Below are 17,270 nucleotides of genomic sequence, written 5' to 3' on the forward strand. Positions count from 1 at the left end.
TCTCTCCCCCATTATTGAGCAGTATAACCACCATCTAACACTATCGCCTGACCAGTTAAGCCTTTTGCTACATCACTAGCTAGATAGAGAGCAAGTCCAGTAATCTCTGAAACGTCTAGCAAGCGCTTTTGAGGGACAAGTGGATATAACACCTGCTCTAGTACTTCTTCTACTTGGATACCTCGCGTCTTCGCTAAATCTGTAAACTGATTTCGGACTAATTCTGTATCCACATATCCTGGACATATAGCATTTACAGTAATGCCATCATTGGCTACTTCAAGTGCCGCGACTTTTGTTAATCCTATTAGCCCATGTTTTGCAGCATTGTATCCTGCTTTACCAGCAAAACCAATAACACCGTTTATTGACGCCATATTAATAATGCGACCAAATGTATTTTTCTTCATATGAGGTAATGCATATTTCATTGTGACAAATGGTGCAACAAGCATTACTTTTTGCATTTGTTCAAAGACTTCAGTCGGAAAATCCTCGATATAAGAAACATGTTGGAACCCTGCATTATTTATTAAAATATCAAGAGTGTTAAATTTCTCAATTGTAAAAGCGATTGCATCGCTAACTGCTTGTTCATCTGTAACATCACATGTAAAAGCTGTTAATCGTGGATTTTGTTCTACTGCCTCAGCTAAACGTTGCTCATTCATATCTGAAATAACAACATTCGCCCCTTGCTCAGCAAATGCTTGAGCGATTGACAGACCAATTCCACGTGCAGCGCCAGTAATAAATACTGTTTTGCCATCTATCACTTCGTTTCCCTCCTACATTCCAATTGAAAATAATAGTATTGCAATGATTGTACCAATAATTGGTATAACGACTGTCAATGCACCGAAAGGCAAATAGGCATCTTGATGTTTCTCATTACAGACAGAATTTATCGTCGTCACAACGTAACCACCATGTGGCAATGAATCAAGGGAGCCAGAAGCTATCGCGATTGTTCGGTGTAATGCTTCTGTATCTACGCCCATGTCAATATAGTGTGGAGCAAGTAATGGCATCGCAATCGTTTGCCCACCTGAGGCTGACCCTGTTAAGCCTGCAATAACAGCAATTGCAATAGCACCGCCAATCAAAGGATTACCAGGAATATTGGTCATTAAATCTACAGTTGCTACGAATGATGGTGTAGCTTTTACAACGCCTCCAAAGCCGACTACTGCTGCCGTATTTGCAATAGCTACAACAGCACCCATAGCACCTGCTGCAAGTGTCGCACTTACAGACTTTGAATATTTATAACTTACTAAATACGCCATAATACAACCACTCGTTAGCGCAACGATTAAAGCCGATGTGCCAAGTGAGTCGTGGAAAATAAACGAAATCACTAACACGACTAAAAGAGGCACTAAGCTTAATATAGGGCTAGGAAGCTTCTTCTTTTCGTCAACTACTGGATCCGTTGAGCGCTCAATAAATACTTCCCCATTTTTCACTGCACGCTTAATCATCCAATTTAGCCATAGCGCCCCTCCAACCCCCATAAAAATCGCGACGACTATACTCACTTCCCAACCTGCATATGGTGAAGTATGTAAATATTCAATGGGAATCCAGTTCTGAATCTCAGGTGAACCTGCAGATGTCATCGTAAAGGTCACAGAACCTAAGCCAAGTGCCGCAGGAATAAAGCGACGTGGGAAATTTGCTTGCTTAAATAAACTTATAGCCATCGGATAAACAGAGAAAGCTACAATAAATACAGAGACACCACCGTACGTTAAAACTGCTGCTGCAGCCACCACCGCAAAAGTCGCATATTTCACGCCAATTTTTTCAACAATCCACTTAGAAACACTATCCGCTGCACCAGTATCTTCCATCACCTTCCCGAAAATTGCACCTGCCATGAACATTAAATACCAAGAACCAACGAAGCCAGTAAAGCCATTCATATAACTCGTTAAATAATTTGCTTGATTGTCGTGTGCAGTTTGTGGAAAGATTGCTAGACCATTCGTTACAGCTGCGATTAATGCGGTTAATGGTGCTGAAATAAGTAAATTGACACCTCTCATTGTTAAAAAGACCAAAAGTGCTAAACTACCAAAAAGTCCAATATACGCTAACATTCACATCCCACCTATCTTTGTATAGAAAGTGCTATGTTACATCTCATATATTCGTATCAGTAAGCTGCAGGCAGTTACTTTCTGCTATCAAGCAGCGGGAGTCGCCGCCTACAGCTCCCTTGATGTTTGTTATAAAAAAATATGAAGTTTACTTAAGGGATACAACTTTTTCTTTAGCATTAATCGTTATTACTTGGGAAAGCAAATGTAGATGCTGAGGAAGCATTACTAGTCATCCAGCGTTCTGATATTGTTTTAGTTTTTGTAAAGAAACGTGCCTGATCTGGTCCAAACATATGCCCCTCACCGAAACGTGAGCCTTTAAATCCAGCAAAGTTATGGTAGCCAACAGGAATTGGAATTGGTACATTCACACCGACCATTCCTACATCAATCTCTGTTGTAAATTTTCGAGCTGCAAGCCCATCATTTGTAAAGATCGTGACACCATTTCCTAGCTCGTGCTCGTTAATAAGCTCGATTGCTTCTTCTAATGAATCAACACGTACAACATTTCGAGCTGGTCCAAATACTTCTTGTTCATAAATTTCCATTCCAGGTTTTACATGGTCTAATAATGTTGGTCCTACAAAGAACCCTTTTGATTCGTTAACGATAGCTAGCTCACGACCATCACATACAACAGTTGCCCCTTGTGATTGTCCTTTTTCGATTGCAGCAAGAATTGCTTCTTTTGATTGTTGTGAAATAACTGGACCAAAGTCTGTATCTGCATCTGTGTAAGCGCCTACTTTTAATGCCGTAATTTTTTCTTTTAATATCGCTACTAAACGATCTGCCGTTTCTTTACCAACAGGCATAATTGTAGAAATCGCCATACAACGTTGTGATGCAGCCCCATATGCTGCACCGATAAATGCATTTGCAACTTGCTCTAAATCTGCATCGGGCATTACGACCATATTATTTTTACCACCACCTAAAGCAGTGACACGTTTCCCATATTTTGACCCTGTTTCATATATATATTTAGCAACAGGTGTTGACCCTACAAATGAAATCGCTTGCACAATAGGGTTTTCTAAAAGCTCATTCACTGCATCTTTATCGCCATTGACTACTGTCCAAATACCATCTGGCAATCCAGCCTTTTTCCAAAGCTCACTTACATATAAGGCTGTCATCGGTACTCTCTCTGAGGCTTTTAATACAACGGCGTTCCCTACAGCAATAGCCATACTTGTTTGTGCTAACGGCACCATAATTGGGAAATTAAATGGAGAAATTGCTGCTACAACGCCTAATGGATACTTGGCTGAATAGGCATTAATTTGACCACCGACGTTAACAGAGTACTCACCTTTCACTAGATGAGGAGCACCAATTGCTAAATCCACGGACTCTAGCCCTCGTGTAATTTCACCTCTTGCATCTTCAATCGTTTTACCACTTTCCGTACAAATTATTTGTAATAATTCTTCCATATTATCTGTCACTAAATTACGGAACTTTAGTACAACCTCCGCACGTTTGGATACAGATGTATCACGCCATTTAGGGAATGCTTCCTGCGCTTTAGCAATTGCCTCACGTGTCTCTTCTACCGTTGCTAGCGGAACTTTCGCGATGACATCACCTGTTGTAGGATTATAAACCGAACCATACCGACCGCTTTGCCCCTCAATCATTTCTCCACCGATAAAATGCGTTAATGTTTTCACTTCTTGTGCTGTTGTCATAATTGTTTTCCTCCTTTAATGTTTAATGTTGTTTAATAATGCATTTTTCCTTCAAACTTAAATAAGCTGCAGACATATCGTTCTCACCATAGCCTTCCGCTGCTATATCATTGTAAAGATGGACTAGCTGTTCGCCTATTCGAAGAGGGACACCTGCTTCATCAGCCATATTTTTAGCTAGCCTTAAATCTTTTAGTAATAAATTCGTAGAAAACCCAGGCTCATAATTTTCATTTTTCATGTATTCTAAGTAATTACGTTCGTAAATACGACTTTGACCATAGCTATTACTTAATACTTCGTAAAGTGTATTAGCTGAAATCCCCATTTTTTCTCCGAGGACAATCGTTTCCGCTACAGCCTGCGTATAAAAACCAATCATTAAATTGTTAAGTAACTTAATACGTGTACCGATACTAGGTGATGTACCAAGGTGATAGATGTTTTTTCCAACTATTCCGAAAATTTTTTCACCACTTTGATAATCTTTTTCTTCTCCACCAACCATAATTGTTAAAGTTGCATTTATTGCTCCAATAACGCCACCACTTACAGGAGCCCCAAGATAACGTAAATCAAATGATTGCGCTTTCTTATATAGCTCATCATTTAGCTCAGGATTTACTGTACTAAAATCAATTAGCAGGCTGCCTTGCTGAGCATTTTGTAAAATCCCTTCTTCTGAGGTGAAGACATGTTCAACGACTTGCGGTGTAGGTAAGCTTGTCATTATAACATTACTGTGCTGAGCAAGTTCTTTCGTTGTTGATAGACCAATACCACCTTCTGCAATAAATTGCTCCATTGCTTTCGTATTCGTGTCAAAACCGTACACTTCATAACCAGCACGAAGTAGATTAATCGACATTGGTAACCCCATATTGCCTAGGCCTATAAAACCTAACTTCTCTTTCATTTGAGTCCCCCATTTCCTGCGATTTGCATAATAAGTGCTGATACACTAGCAAACTTTACGTTTTTATCGTAACATTAATAGCGAGATACTCTCGATGACCGCAGTCACTGACTTCGGTCACTTAAATCATAAACAAACTTAATAGAGCGCGTCAATTAAATTTTTTATATTTTCTGAATAAATTTGATTTTTATTATTATAGAATATTTTATTTACGGAGGCAGAAGGGCATGAATTCGTTAACTACACGCCAAAAGAAGGCATTAGAAACAAGGGAAAAGTTACTCAAAACATCATTAGAATTATTTAATAAGCATGGCTATGAGCATGTGTCTGTTGAACAAATTACGAAAGCATGTAACGTATCAAAGGGGACATTCTATACACATTTCCCATCTAAATATGATGTTATTTTGGAAAAGTTCGAGGAGCTTGATAGTTTTTATAGTACAGTTGAAAAAAAAATTGATCAAACATTATCAGCAAATGACAAAATTCTTGCGCTTTACAAGGAACAAATGTTGTATTTGACGAATGTTGTTGGCAAAGATTTATTACGAACAGTCTATTCTGCCGCAATGACTAATCAAGTTGAGCAAAACCATTATTTAATTAGCCCTCAGCGCAAAATCTTCCAAATAATTAATCGCTATATTGATGAAGGCGTGCAGCAAGGAGAGTTTGTTAACGAACTACAAGCGCAACAAATGCAACAAATTATACAGCGTTGTATGCGCGCAAATGTTTATGATTGGTTAATTCATAACGAGGAATTTGATTTAGTGTCAGAAATGGCAAACTTCACAGCGATTGTATTAAATGGCATGAAGGCATATCCTACAAAATAGGCAAAATTATAAAAAGAGCACCTCGATATTTTCGAGGTGCTCTTTGTGTTGACAGAAGGCATATAGTTCATGCTCTCTTTTTGTTAATTAGTTGATTGGCGCAGAGGGTGGGCGACTCCTGCGGGAACAGCACAAAACGTAAGACGCGGGCATTCCGCACGTTAGCGAGGGTTGCGGCTTACGTTGTGCCCGCGGAAAGCGCCCGCCCATAGCGGAAATCAACGGCAATGTGATATCAATTACCCTACAAAATATTGTGCAACAATCGTTTCAACAGGCAAAGGTTTATTGTATAAGTAGCCCTGCCCTTTTTGACAACGATGACGTTTTAAAAATGCTACTTGTGACGGTTCCTCAATGCCTTCTGCTATTACTTCAAGCCCTAAATTATGAGACATGGAAATAATTGCTTTAATAATCGCCTCATTTTTATCATCCTTTTCGATATCAGCAATAAACGATTGGTCAATTTTTATAATATCGATTGGATAACGTTTCAAGTAGCTAAGTGATGAATAACCCGTACCAAAATCATCTACCGAAACATATACCCCTAGCTGCTTCAGTTCCGTTAGGATTGAATATGTTTCATGAACATTGGTCATTGAGCTTTCAGTAATTTCTACTTCAATTAACTGTGGTGCCACATTATATTTCTTTAGTGTTGCTTTAATCTTGCGAGCAAAGTTTTCTTTTCTAAATTGTTTTGGCGATATATTTATCGCGATTCGGACTGGGCGATAGCCTTTCGCACTCCATTCTTTTTGATAGCGACAAACCTCATTAATAATCCAATCACCAATTTCAACAATTAAGCCTGTCGCCTCGGCAATTGGTATAAATTGCGCTGGGGAAACAAAACCAAATTTACGATTATTCCATCGTAATAATGCCTCAAAGCTATTAATGCTATTATCATTTAAATTCATCTGTGGTTGTAGATGGATACTTAGCTCATTAAACTCGATCGCACGACGTAAATGAGCCTCCATCAATGCCTCATTTGGAAACACATTTGTCATATCATCACGATAATAGCGATAATGTGAACGCCCATGCTCCTTAGCCGAAAATAATGCTTGATCGGCTTTTCTCACAAGCGTTTCTATATCCTTGCCATCAGCTGGACTTAACGAGATACCGATTGAAACACTGATAAAATACTCTTGTTCATCAATCATAAAAGGCTGTTTCAATGAGTCTAATATTGAATTCGCTAATTGCTCGATTTTGTCAATTGTTGCATCCTTTAGAATAAAAATAAATTCGTCACTATTATAACGATATAGTGCGCATTTTGCGTAACAAAGTTCACGAAGTCTATGACTAAACATCCGCATTAGCTCATCACCCTTGCTTTCACCAAGGGACTCATTAAATTTTTTAAAGCGATCTATATCTACTAAAATAATTGTTGCTTGCTGATGCTCATTTTGATTATCGTTCAAATGCTGTAGCCAATGCTCTTTAAATGCTCTACGATTCCAAATACCTGTTAGTTCATCCTTTAACGCTAAATAATAAAAGGCATCATGATCATTTATAAACGATTTCGGGTCTTTTACAAAAAAATGAACTCCTATTATTTCACCGTTAAAATAAGTTGGATGGATACGTAAATAAAATGGCTCGCTACTTAGTAAATTACGCTTAAATAAACATTTAGGCATGTCCAATGTAGCGCCCTCAATCGATTTAGCAAATAATAATTGTACTTCGTTTACATAGTTGCACTCTAATAATGAAAAAATATCAAGTCCTATTAGACTGTGATGTTCACTCGACAATACAGACGTAGCAGCGACGTTTTGATGGATAATATGACCTTGTAAATCAGTCGTCAGCACAGGACATACATGTTGTTCAACGAATTGCAAATAAGGCTTCGTATCCTTCTGTTCTTCACGTAAAATAACAGCTATCAGTGATGCCTCCAATTGCTGTACACTTACAGCAAATGTTTTTTTCATTTGCTCTGTCTCTGAATAAAGCTCCATCTTACGCGCAATGTTAAATTCTTGTTGCACGATTTTCAATAATTGTTGCCAACATTGCTTAGTAAAGAATTGGTCTGCTTTCGTTGCTTTCACATCCTGCAACACTGAAAATGGGAGTTTATCGTTATAGTGAACTATTTCAAATTCCCCATTATTAGCTTTTTTCAAGCATATAACTGCATCAAACGGATTAAGCATTGCCATCTGTCGATAGTTTGCGAATTGCGCTACATTATCTCTATATTTTTTCATTATATCCCTCTCTAGGTAGCGTGTTTACTCTAAGTCGTCTAGTACGCTTATTATTTATTCTTCATCTAGCGTAGGCTTTAGAGCATCCTTTAAGAAAATTTCCTGACTATTAATAGGGTCTTCGCTTCGATCAAATTCTTTATAATGATACTTTCCATTGGAATCTTGAATACGAGCCTTTGCTGTATCCTCAAGTTGTTTGTTCATAATATCCATAATACGGGCTTTTGCTTCAATTGAATAGACAGGGAAAAGAATTTCAACTCGTTTTATCATATTTCTTGTCATCATATCTGCTGAAGATAAATACACTTTATTTTCACCATTATGATGGAACCAATAAATCCGTGAATGTTCCAGGAATCGACCAACGATGCTTGTGACGGTGATATTGTCACTAATGTTCGGTATACCTGGCCGTATACAGCATATACCACGAATAATAAGCTCCACTTTTACACCAGCAATGGAGGCTTCGTAAAGCTTCATCATTAAATCCTTATCCGTTAATGAATTCATTTTAGCGCGAATAAACCCATTACCGTATTTCTTATGACAGCTAATTTCTTCATCCATTAAACGGATAAATTCATCACGAATATCGAATGGAGCAACGACTAAATGATTAAAAGTAGGCTTTTCCGTATAGCCACTTAAATAATTAAAGAAGTTTGTTGCATCGATACCAAATTCCTTATCAGACGTTATAATGCCCATGTCCGTATAAATTTTGGCTGTGGCATCATTATAATTTCCTGTGCCAAGATGTACAAAACGTTCAATTTTTCCATTTCGACGACTCACTACTAGCGTTATTTTAGAGTGTGTTTTTAAATTATTCATACCGTATATAACAAGACAGCCTGCTTGTTCCAGTTGCTTCGCCCAATGTACATTATTTTCTTCATCAAAGCGGGCTTTTAGCTCTACTAAAACGGTCACCTGCTTACCATTTTCAGCCGCGAGTTTTAATGCTTGTATTATTGGGGAATTACCACTAACCCGATACAATGTTTGCTTTATTGCTAATACATTGGGATTGATAGCGGCCTCTGAAATAAAGTCCACAATCGGTGCAAATGACTCATATGGATGATGGAAAAAAATGTCCTGTTGTAATGCTTTCTCAAAAATATTTTCATCTGATTGTAAATCTAAAGGTGGCTGCGGGATAAAGCTTTCGTACTCTAAATGTTCTCGTCCTACAGAAATACCTTTCACAAACGAAAACATAAATGTTAAATCCAATGGACCATCAATATGAAAAACATCGTTCTCTTCGATTTCAAACTCTTCTAATAAATAAGCAAGGACTTCTTCATTCATTTCTCCGACGCGTACTTCAAGGCGACTGCCGACTCCCCATTTGCGTTTCTTTAACTCTTTTTCAATTTCCACGAGTAAATCGCGTGCGCCTTCTTCATGAATCGTTAAATCCGCATTACGTGTTAAACGGAACGCCTGTGCAGATTTAACACTGTACCCATAAAAAAGCTTTTCAATATGGGCAACAATAACATCCTCAAGAAGTACAATAACCGTTTCTCCCTCAGCACAAGGTACTTTAATATAGCGATCCAATACAGATGGTACTTGCACTATTGCCACTTTTTCACGGCTTTCAAAATCTGTTTCATCTTGTTCCAATAGTACAAGTAAATTTAAAGTTTTTCCAAGCAATGTTGGAAATGGTCGATAAGCGTCTACTGCAACAGGTGTGAGTACAGGGAAAATTGTCTCAGCAAACATTTCATTAATAAATGCTTTTTGCGTACTATTTAAATCCTTCATGTCCGCAATATGTACATTATGCTGTGGCAATAAATCATATATTAAATGTCTGTATACTTCTGTTTGGCGACGTACTAAAGCTTGTGTACGCTCAGCAATTTTCGCTAATTGTTCTTTCGGTGTTAAGCCTGATTTATTTTCAGGTTTATGAAAGCCTGCACGCACTTGGTCCTGTAGCCCTGCTACGCGCACCATAAAAAACTCATCTAAATTGGAGCTAAATATCGCTAAAAACTTCAGACGTTCCAGCAGAGGATTATTGACATCCTCTGCTTCTTCTAAAACACGCTCATTAAATGCCAGCCAGCTTAATTCCCGATTATTATAATATTGAGGCTTTGCAATTTCTTCGAGTAAACGGCTATGTGCTTCTGAAAATTCATCTTCATGTAAGCGGTTGTTCGTTACTTCCGTTGTCATCTTGGTTCCACCCTTCTTCAATGAAATTTACTTTAATTGGTGTTTTTAGAGCACGTTCTAAATGTTTTTTATGACGATTGGCTTGATATTTTTCAGCAGCCGCATTTTTTTTAACATAGATGTTTAACTGAACAAAATTGTCCTTAGGTTGCAGTTCAATCGCATGCACGATATTTCTCTTTGATACATTTAACGCATAGACAAATTTTAACAATGAACCGAAATCACGCATTTTACGATATTCTTCGCGACTCATCCATTCTATAAAAGGTGCAGCAAATCGTTGAAAATAATCTTTATTTTTATATGATGCTAAAAGTGCAAGTTTTAGTCGTTCTTTATGGTTTAATCCATCAATGGATTGATTGGCAACTAAATAAAAGGTATGTTGACTCGCAGAGCTTAACTCGATATATTCCCCGATATTAAATATCTTTGCTGCCTTTCTCAACAATTGCCAATCTGACTCGTCAAATTGTAAAAATTTTAAATGACAACACTCACGGTATAATTGGTCTGCTAGGTGCATTAAATAATCAACTTCTTCCTCAGAGCGACCATACTGCCTAGCTAACCTTCTAGCGTTTCCCTCAAACACATTATACTTATCAAAAGCATTGGCATCCTTTTGCAAAATACGATGGATAATAAGCCCTTCTCGTAAACCTTTTTTCGTTAGTTGGAACACTTCACTACCAACAATGTCCATAAGTACGCGGAACACCTCTAAGGCAGGTACAATAATATCTGCGCGGTCTGTCGATAATCCATCTAAGTGTTTTAATTCTTGAAAGCTTAAACTTCCTAAAAACAAACTAAGCTGATCTAAATCACCTTTAGATATTTCGTAACCATGCACACTGGCAATGGGATATTGATGTCGTTGCTGATGAACTTGCGCAATATTTCTGGCACTGCCACCAATCGCAATAATCGGTAAGCCGACTTGCTGAATCCAAGGAAGTGTTTTAAATTGCTCTTTCACAAATGCAATTAGTTCTTTCTTTTCACTACTATTCATAATGTCACCTTTAACGAAACGTTGCTTTAACGACACCGTTCCAAAAGGAAAGCTGAAAGATTCAATCAGTTCTTTATTTTTAAACAATGTTATTTCCGTACTTCCTCCACCAATATCAATGGTCACAGCAGAAAGTGTGCCAATGGAATGTGCTACAGCAACATAACCGAAATACGCCTCTTCCTCCTCAGACAACAGCTCTATTTGTATACCAGTTCTCTCTTTCATTAACGCTATTATTTGTTGTCGATTCGTTGCTTGACGAATTGCAGCGGTCGCAGCAGCTTTCACATCCACAATTTCAAAATCATCGAGCATTGCTTTAAATGTTAATAATGTTTCTGTTAGTACTTGTATACCTTCTTCTGACATGTCACCAGTTGGTTGCAAATATGTACGTAAACGTGCAACCGTTTTAATATTCCCTAGCTCTCTAAGCCCTTCTTCATTATCATACTGATACAGTACTAAACGAATCGTATTCGAGCCAATATCAATAATAGCCGTTTTCAATTCATCCAAATAATCACTTCCTTTATAGAACAATCGGTAGTCTCATTATTTTGTGTAAGTAGCCCCTTCATTTATACAAAAAAAGTCGGAACCTAAAAGGTATCCGACTTTCATTTTTTATTAATATTTCAGGATACCAATTATTATAATTGTGAAGTTCCTTTTCACTAGCTTTATAAAATAAGTTGATCAACGCGTAAAATAAGCTCTGCAATTTCGGGTTTACTAATTTGGTCCTCTGCCCCTACTTGATCACCTTTATGGCGAAGATCATCTGTAATTAAACTAGAGAAAATAATGACTGGTAGCTTTTGTAAATCGGGATGCTCTTTAATTTTGCGTGTAAGATGGTGACCATCCATTTGTGGCATTTCAATATCTGTTACTACTAATTGAATGTGCTCAGTTACATTACTGCCACTTTTCGCCAATGTTTCTAAGTATTCATAAGCATCACGGCCATTTTCAAAGAACTCTACATTCTCGTAACCGGCTTCCTTCATCGTATCGAATAATAACTTACGTAATAATGGTGAATCCTCAGCAATTAAAATGCGTTTTTCTGAGCGTTCACGTTTACCAAGTTTTTTTACTGACTCTACACTTATACCCGAATCAGGGTTAATATCAACCATAATTTTCTCGAAATCTAGCAATAAAATCATTTGTTCGTTTTGCTTAATCACACCAATGACTTGTGAAGTACCACCCTGATACATATCTGAGGGTTTTTCAATTTGATTCCAAGAAATACGGTGAATTTGTGTTACGTTATCTACATGGAAAACAACTCGTTGTTTATTAAACTCAGCAACAATATATTTTTGTTGTGGATTACGTTCTGCGCTTTGTATCCCTAGTACTCGTAGCATGTCTACTACAGGTAGTACTTCGCCTCTTAATTGAATAATTCCCTCTACATGCGGGTGCGCGTGTGGAATAAACGTTACTGGAATCGGTTGAATAATCTCTTTTACTTTAATAACATTAATACCGAATTTATTGTTAGCTACTTCAAATTCAACGATTTCTAGCTCATTTGTGCCACTTTCTAATAATATGCCTTTATGTTCCAAAGCAACCCCGCTCCTTTCTATATCAACATCAAATAATAATTCAATTGTATCATAGGCGATACAATTCTCCTATCTGGTATTTCCATTTTTATCATTTACTTTTAGATGAACCAATAGACCAATAACCGTCATCAAAATTAATGTTGATAATGCAACGCGGCTTGCTAATGTACCGTAATCTTTCATCCATAATGTAACCGTTCCATATACAGCTGGTCCGATTATCGATGACACTTTACCAGAAAAGGCAAATAGGCCGAAAAACTGCCCTCGCTTTTCATCTGGTGATAGCTCAATAATATATGTTCTTGATGTAACCCACATTGAGCCTAATGAAATACCAAACATACTGCCAGCAATCCAAAACATCCACTGTTCTGTCGCAAAAACAGCAAAGGTTAATGCAATAATCATTAATACGGCTACAATGGTAATAGCCCGCTTAGCGCCAATTGCTTTCGTAATATAACCGAATGCAAGTGAGCCAATAATTGTCGATACAGTGGAAACTAAATATAGGATAATAAATTGACCTGAAGAAAACCCTACAATAGTCGTTGCATAAACAGCCATCATCGCTATTGTTGTCGCAATTGCATCATTTAAAAAGAAATAAGCAATCATAAAAGTAAAAATTGCTTTATGTTGCTTCATATCCTTAAATGTAAGAATAATTTCTTTGTATCCTTCAAAAAACTTAGCCGCTTTACGCTGTTCCTTCGGTATCGGCGTATCTTTATTAATAAAGAATAATGGTAATGAAAATAACAAATATAAAATTGCTGTTGGAATAAACGCACGGTGGAAATCACTGTTTCCTACATATAAATAAACAAGAAGTCCAAAAATAGTTCCTAAGTAACCAATTGCGACACCATAACCTGATATTAATGGCATTTCTTCTTTTGTTCCAAGATCCCCCATCATCGAATCATAAAATACGAGACTCGAATTAAAGAAAAATTTCGCAATGACAAAACTTGCAACGACTAAAAATAAACTGAGCGGTACACCTGAATAATTTGTTGTTGTCTCTAAATTAGCGAAAACACCCATCATAAAGGTAAATAAAATAGAGATTGATGCGAACCATACAATGAATCGCTTTTTATAGCCTGTTTGATCTATCCATACTCCAAAAAGCGGTGAAAAAACTACTAGAAAAAAGCTTGCTAATGCATTGGCATATGAAATAAATGTACTTGCTACTTGCTGCATGACTTCATTCGTACCTAAAACTTCGTCCATATAAAAAGGGAAAAAAACTGTATTAATATTTGAAGAAAATATCGTATTAGCAAAATCGTAAAACGCCCATGATAGAATTGGCAATGATAAATAGAGTGCTAGCTGACTGCGATGCTGTGTTTCCCCTGCTTGCCTCTGTTTCATTAAATCCCTCCTTTTCCTTTATATAATATTAAATTAATTCCTACTTGTATTAAAAAATACCTTTTGTTTAATAAAAATTAATATTATTTACAATATAACAAACATACCTATTAAAAGACCATAAATTGGTTAATCCTTTACTAAACCATTTTAAAAGAAAGAAAAAAAGATATTCAAGCCCCTCGCTTGAATATCTTTTATATTATTCCTCAGCAATAGTTACCCATTTACTAGACCATTGTTCAATTTCTTTTAGAACGGGTGTGATGGCATATCCTTTTTCTGTAAGCTCATACTCAATAACAACTGGTGTAGAAGGAATGACGGTACGTAACACGATTTGCTCGGTCTCCAACTCCTTTAATCGCTCCGTTAATACCCGACTACTAATATTCAACTGATTTTTAATTGTTGAAAATCGTTGTGGCCCATTAAGTAACTGATAAATAAGTAATGTATTCCAACGATGATTCAATAGCATAAGTGCTTTTTCAAATCGCGGACAAATATTTTTTTGATTCATATTACTCCCCCCTTTATTACTAGTTCCTATAAAAGATTATATCATTTTTTAAAAATCAGTTCTTAAAATCTACTTAGTTACTTGACAAAAGTTGTTTTTAAAAATAAACTAAGTTACGAAATGTAAGTTGAAGAAAAGGAGTAATTACATTATGCAAAACATTGGTTCAACTATTTTACGTGTCGTTCTCGGCATTATTTTTGCAGTACATGGTTTTCAAAAATTCCAAGGCGGAATTAGCTACACAGCTGACTTTTTTAATAGTCTAGGTATACCAGGTTTTATGGCGTATATCGTTGCGATTATTGAATTAGTTGGCGGAGTTGCCCTTATTTTAGGCTTTGCAACAAGGATTTTTGGTGCTTTACTAACAATGACAATGATTGTTGCTATCTTTACAGCAAAGCTTAGTATTGGGTTTATCGGAGAAAATGGATTGGCAGGCTATGAGCTTGATTTAGCATTAGGTGCTATAGCTCTATACTTTGCTCTTGCAGGGGCGTCTAGATTTTCTTTAGATTCTCAACTTTTTAGTAAAGAATAGTGCCAGGCACTCAACAACAATGCAAAAAAAGTGTTAGATTGATTGCATCAATCTAACACTTTCTCTTTTATTACTGTCTATTGATAATACTTTAAAAGAGCCTGTGTACCATTGTCACCATAGCCCTCAGCGATCAGCTTGTTATACATTTCATAAGCTAATGCTAGTCCTGGTAAAGAAATACCCATATTCTTTGATTCATCTAAAGCAATTTTCATATCCTTTACAAAATGTTTAATATAAAAGCCTGGTGCAAAATCTTCGTTCATCATGCGTGGAGCTAAATTGCTTAACGACCAAGAACCAGCAGCACCTGATGAGATAGATTTTAACACCGTAGCTAAATCTAACCCAGCCTTTAAGCCATACGCAAGTGACTCACATACACCAATCATGCCAGATGCAATAACGATTTGATTGCACATTTTGGCATGCTGTCCTGCACCTGCTTCACCTTGATACACTATATTTGCTCCAAATTGTTGTAGTACTGGTGTAACTTTATTAAAGGCATGTTCATTTCCACCAACCATAATGGATAATGTGCCATTTTGAGCACCAACATCTCCACCAGAAACAGGTGCATCCAAAGCTTCCACCCCTAGCGTTTGAGCATGGGTATAAATCTTCTTCGCTAACGTCGGCTCAGATGTTGTCATGTCGATAACAATATTGCCAGCCTGTGCAGTTTTGAATAGACCATGTTCACCGAAGTATACTTCCTCAACATCAGTTGGGTAACCAACCATCGTTAACGCTATATCCTTATCTTTAAAAGCTTCAGCTGGCGAACTAGCCCAACCAGCACCTAATGCCATTAACGGCTCTGCTTTTTCTTTAGTGCGAGTGTAAACTGTGACCTCATGTCCATTTTGCAGTAAGTGTTTGATAATGCTAGCACCCATAACACCAGTACCAATAAATGCAATACGCTCTTTTCCCATATGTAAGGACTCCTTTACTTGAATCAATTTCATTCGCAGCAGGATGCACTATTTGCGGGCAAGCACCGAGCACTTCGTTCGCTTATCTTTCCGCCAAAGTAGTCGCATTTTACGCGTTTAAATGCTATTAATTCATTTAGTAAAACTAAACAATTGTTTCCTCTGCCCATAAACTGAGCTATAAGGAGTTGTTGCTTAGCTTATGATGTGTTTTTAGTGTAGTTGAATCAGTTCAATAATTCAAATTCTTCTTAAAACTTGTACTAATTTTATTATGTATGGCATATATACCGAATAAGCAAAAAAAAGAGAGCAGGTGATGGGAATCACTGCTCTAAAGGGGGAAATGAGAATGTTGCTGTGTTCATATTAACTATTCCCCAGTAAATGCATTTTTAAACATCTAATCTAAAAAGTTTTACTCTGAATACTGAAACAAATCATCCTGATCTTCTTCTTCTAATGTTGTCTGTCTATAATAAGTATTCATTAACTGATCTAGTCTGCGACTCAGTTGAATGGTTTTTGCATTCTGTAACCCGTTTTCAACACCAGAGCGAATCATCATCTCACGAGTTTGTTCCATTTGTTTCAAGAGTAGATTGACCATTCATACAACCCTCCAACATACAAATAATCATACCATTATTATACATTTATATTTCATTTCTTACAGCATTAAGTTACGACAATGTTCGACAAATTTAACTCCTAGGAATTTCCAAATAAGTATAGATGATAATCCCATTTTGTTTTGCTTCACCTCTAAAATGTTTAAATAGCGGGTGCTTCACTAATACTTCACGAAACTCATAAAATTGGTCTTTCGTAATTTCAATACTTTGTATTTCTCCCTCTTGTAATTGTTTAAGTATTTTTTCATATTGTTCCATTTTTTCTATTCCCTTCTCTTTCTTTATTTTGTGTATCAAAATTATGAATTATTCAAAAAAAGCTTTACGTTTTCCTTTTTTTCATGCAAACTGTATATTATTAGTCGATGAAGGAGCTGACTGTCTGTGAAAATAGCTGAAGTTGGAAATATTATCGAGTTTAAAAATGGTTTGCAAGGTATTGTTGAAAAAGTAAATGAAAATTCGGTGATCGTTGATCTAACATATATGGAGAATTTTGATTCCCTTGAAATTGAAGAGAAAACGGTCGTCAACCATAAACGTTACAAAATCTTATATGCAAGTGAAGCTTAATATTCTGAATAGTCCCTTTT

General features: G+C 36.8%; 16 protein-coding genes. 3 read left to right on the forward strand and 13 right to left on the reverse strand.

What is annotated here, in order from left to right:
* Positions 1-11: 11 nt before the first annotated feature.
* The 4 genes from JNUCC52_RS09610 to JNUCC52_RS09625 all read right to left on the reverse strand — a co-directional run bounded on the left by JNUCC52_RS09610 (position 12) and on the right by JNUCC52_RS09625 (position 4,721).
* Positions 12-773, reverse strand: a complete 762-nt coding sequence (locus JNUCC52_RS09610; protein WP_337982208.1) for a 3-hydroxybutyrate dehydrogenase — start codon at positions 771-773, stop codon at positions 12-14.
* A 15-nt stretch (positions 774-788) separates the two neighbouring features.
* Positions 789-2,105 (reverse strand): GntP family permease, encoded by a 1,317-nt coding sequence (locus JNUCC52_RS09615; RefSeq protein WP_139859877.1) that lies wholly within the window; start codon positions 2,103-2,105, stop codon positions 789-791.
* Between the two features lie 179 nt (positions 2,106-2,284).
* The gene (locus JNUCC52_RS09620) at positions 2,285-3,805 is read right to left on the reverse strand and encodes a CoA-acylating methylmalonate-semialdehyde dehydrogenase (RefSeq protein ID WP_173477961.1); all 1,521 of its coding nucleotides are present in this window, start codon (positions 3,803-3,805) and stop codon (positions 2,285-2,287) included.
* Between the two features lie 22 nt (positions 3,806-3,827).
* A complete protein-coding gene (locus JNUCC52_RS09625; protein ID WP_337981983.1) occupies positions 3,828-4,721 on the reverse strand; it encodes an NAD(P)-dependent oxidoreductase in 894 nt (297 codons plus the stop codon).
* 230 nt (positions 4,722-4,951) lie between these two features.
* Between JNUCC52_RS09625 and JNUCC52_RS09630 the strand changes: the two genes are divergently transcribed.
* The gene (locus JNUCC52_RS09630) at positions 4,952-5,569 is read left to right on the forward strand and encodes a TetR/AcrR family transcriptional regulator (RefSeq protein WP_173477963.1); all 618 of its coding nucleotides are present in this window, start codon (positions 4,952-4,954) and stop codon (positions 5,567-5,569) included.
* 239 nt (positions 5,570-5,808) lie between these two features.
* On the opposite strand, the gene JNUCC52_RS09635 is transcribed toward JNUCC52_RS09630, so the two are convergent.
* The 6 genes from JNUCC52_RS09635 to JNUCC52_RS09660 form a co-directional block, all read right to left on the reverse strand.
* Positions 5,809-7,818: a putative bifunctional diguanylate cyclase/phosphodiesterase gene (locus tag JNUCC52_RS09635; protein WP_337981984.1), complete on the reverse strand. Its 2,010-nt coding sequence runs from the start codon at positions 7,816-7,818 to the stop codon at positions 5,809-5,811.
* Between the two features lie 54 nt (positions 7,819-7,872).
* A complete protein-coding gene (locus JNUCC52_RS09640; RefSeq protein ID WP_173477965.1) occupies positions 7,873-10,029 on the reverse strand; it encodes an RNA degradosome polyphosphate kinase in 2,157 nt (718 codons plus the stop codon).
* On the reverse strand, positions 9,995-11,572 hold the full coding sequence (locus JNUCC52_RS09645) for a Ppx/GppA family phosphatase (protein WP_173477966.1): 1,578 nt from the start codon (positions 11,570-11,572) through the stop codon (positions 9,995-9,997). Before JNUCC52_RS09645 ends, JNUCC52_RS09640 begins: the two co-directional genes overlap by 35 nt.
* 164 nt (positions 11,573-11,736) lie before the next feature.
* A complete protein-coding gene (locus JNUCC52_RS09650) occupies positions 11,737-12,639 on the reverse strand; it encodes a chemotaxis protein (protein WP_173477967.1) in 903 nt (300 codons plus the stop codon).
* Positions 12,640-12,708: 69 nt separating this feature from the next.
* Entirely contained in the window at positions 12,709-14,031 is a 1,323-nt protein-coding gene (locus tag JNUCC52_RS09655; protein WP_337981985.1) for an MFS transporter, read from the reverse strand.
* 202 nt (positions 14,032-14,233) lie between these two features.
* The gene (locus tag JNUCC52_RS09660) at positions 14,234-14,554 is read right to left on the reverse strand and encodes a winged helix-turn-helix transcriptional regulator (protein ID WP_337981986.1); all 321 of its coding nucleotides are present in this window, start codon (positions 14,552-14,554) and stop codon (positions 14,234-14,236) included.
* 151 nt (positions 14,555-14,705) lie between these two features.
* On the opposite strand from JNUCC52_RS09660, the gene JNUCC52_RS09665 reads away from it, so the two are divergent.
* The gene (locus JNUCC52_RS09665) at positions 14,706-15,098 is read left to right on the forward strand and encodes a DoxX family protein (protein ID WP_139860728.1); all 393 of its coding nucleotides are present in this window, start codon (positions 14,706-14,708) and stop codon (positions 15,096-15,098) included.
* A 77-nt stretch (positions 15,099-15,175) separates the two neighbouring features.
* Here the strand turns inward: JNUCC52_RS09665 and JNUCC52_RS09670 are convergent, their stop codons facing one another.
* The 3 genes from JNUCC52_RS09670 to JNUCC52_RS09680 form a co-directional block, all read right to left on the reverse strand.
* Positions 15,176-16,042 (reverse strand): NAD(P)-dependent oxidoreductase, encoded by an 867-nt coding sequence (locus JNUCC52_RS09670; RefSeq protein WP_337981987.1) that lies wholly within the window; start codon positions 16,040-16,042, stop codon positions 15,176-15,178.
* A 418-nt stretch (positions 16,043-16,460) separates the two neighbouring features.
* The gene (locus tag JNUCC52_RS09675) at positions 16,461-16,652 is read right to left on the reverse strand and encodes an aspartyl-phosphate phosphatase Spo0E family protein (RefSeq protein WP_024362260.1); all 192 of its coding nucleotides are present in this window, start codon (positions 16,650-16,652) and stop codon (positions 16,461-16,463) included.
* A gap of 94 nt (positions 16,653-16,746) precedes the next feature.
* On the reverse strand, positions 16,747-16,935 hold the full coding sequence (locus JNUCC52_RS09680; RefSeq protein WP_173477969.1) for a protein YkzS: 189 nt from the start codon (positions 16,933-16,935) through the stop codon (positions 16,747-16,749).
* A 126-nt stretch (positions 16,936-17,061) separates the two neighbouring features.
* On the opposite strand from JNUCC52_RS09680, the gene JNUCC52_RS09685 reads away from it, so the two are divergent.
* Positions 17,062-17,250 (forward strand): YkvS family protein, encoded by a 189-nt coding sequence (locus JNUCC52_RS09685; RefSeq protein ID WP_024362262.1) that lies wholly within the window; start codon positions 17,062-17,064, stop codon positions 17,248-17,250.
* Positions 17,251-17,270 lie beyond the last annotated feature (20 nt).

Origin of the sequence: Lysinibacillus sp. JNUCC-52 (assembly GCF_015999545.1) — a bacterium.
GTDB lineage: Bacteria > Bacillota > Bacilli > Bacillales_A > Planococcaceae > Lysinibacillus.

What these genes read in the sequence shown, in the direction of transcription:
- JNUCC52_RS09680 (WP_173477969.1), bottom strand. Translation starts at nt 16,935, where the DNA reads ATGGAACAATATGAAAAAATACTTAAACAATTACAAGAGGGAGAAATA.
- JNUCC52_RS09615 (WP_139859877.1), bottom strand. Translation starts at nt 2,105, where the DNA reads ATGTTAGCGTATATTGGACTTTTTGGTAGTTTAGCACTTTTGGTCTTT.
- JNUCC52_RS09640 (WP_173477965.1), bottom strand. Translation starts at nt 10,029, where the DNA reads ATGACAACGGAAGTAACGAACAACCGCTTACATGAAGATGAATTTTCA.
- JNUCC52_RS09625 (WP_337981983.1), bottom strand. Translation starts at nt 4,721, where the DNA reads ATGAAAGAGAAGTTAGGTTTTATAGGCCTAGGCAATATGGGGTTACCA.
- JNUCC52_RS09665 (WP_139860728.1), top strand. Translation starts at nt 14,706, where the DNA reads ATGCAAAACATTGGTTCAACTATTTTACGTGTCGTTCTCGGCATTATT.
- JNUCC52_RS09620 (WP_173477961.1), bottom strand. Translation starts at nt 3,805, where the DNA reads ATGACAACAGCACAAGAAGTGAAAACATTAACGCATTTTATCGGTGGA.
- JNUCC52_RS09675 (WP_024362260.1), bottom strand. Translation starts at nt 16,652, where the DNA reads ATGGTCAATCTACTCTTGAAACAAATGGAACAAACTCGTGAGATGATG.
- JNUCC52_RS09630 (WP_173477963.1), top strand. Translation starts at nt 4,952, where the DNA reads ATGAATTCGTTAACTACACGCCAAAAGAAGGCATTAGAAACAAGGGAA.
- JNUCC52_RS09660 (WP_337981986.1), bottom strand. Translation starts at nt 14,554, where the DNA reads ATGAATCAAAAAAATATTTGTCCGCGATTTGAAAAAGCACTTATGCTA.
- JNUCC52_RS09655 (WP_337981985.1), bottom strand. Translation starts at nt 14,031, where the DNA reads ATGAAACAGAGGCAAGCAGGGGAAACACAGCATCGCAGTCAGCTAGCA.
- JNUCC52_RS09635 (WP_337981984.1), bottom strand. Translation starts at nt 7,818, where the DNA reads ATGAAAAAATATAGAGATAATGTAGCGCAATTCGCAAACTATCGACAG.
- JNUCC52_RS09670 (WP_337981987.1), bottom strand. Translation starts at nt 16,042, where the DNA reads ATGGGAAAAGAGCGTATTGCATTTATTGGTACTGGTGTTATGGGTGCT.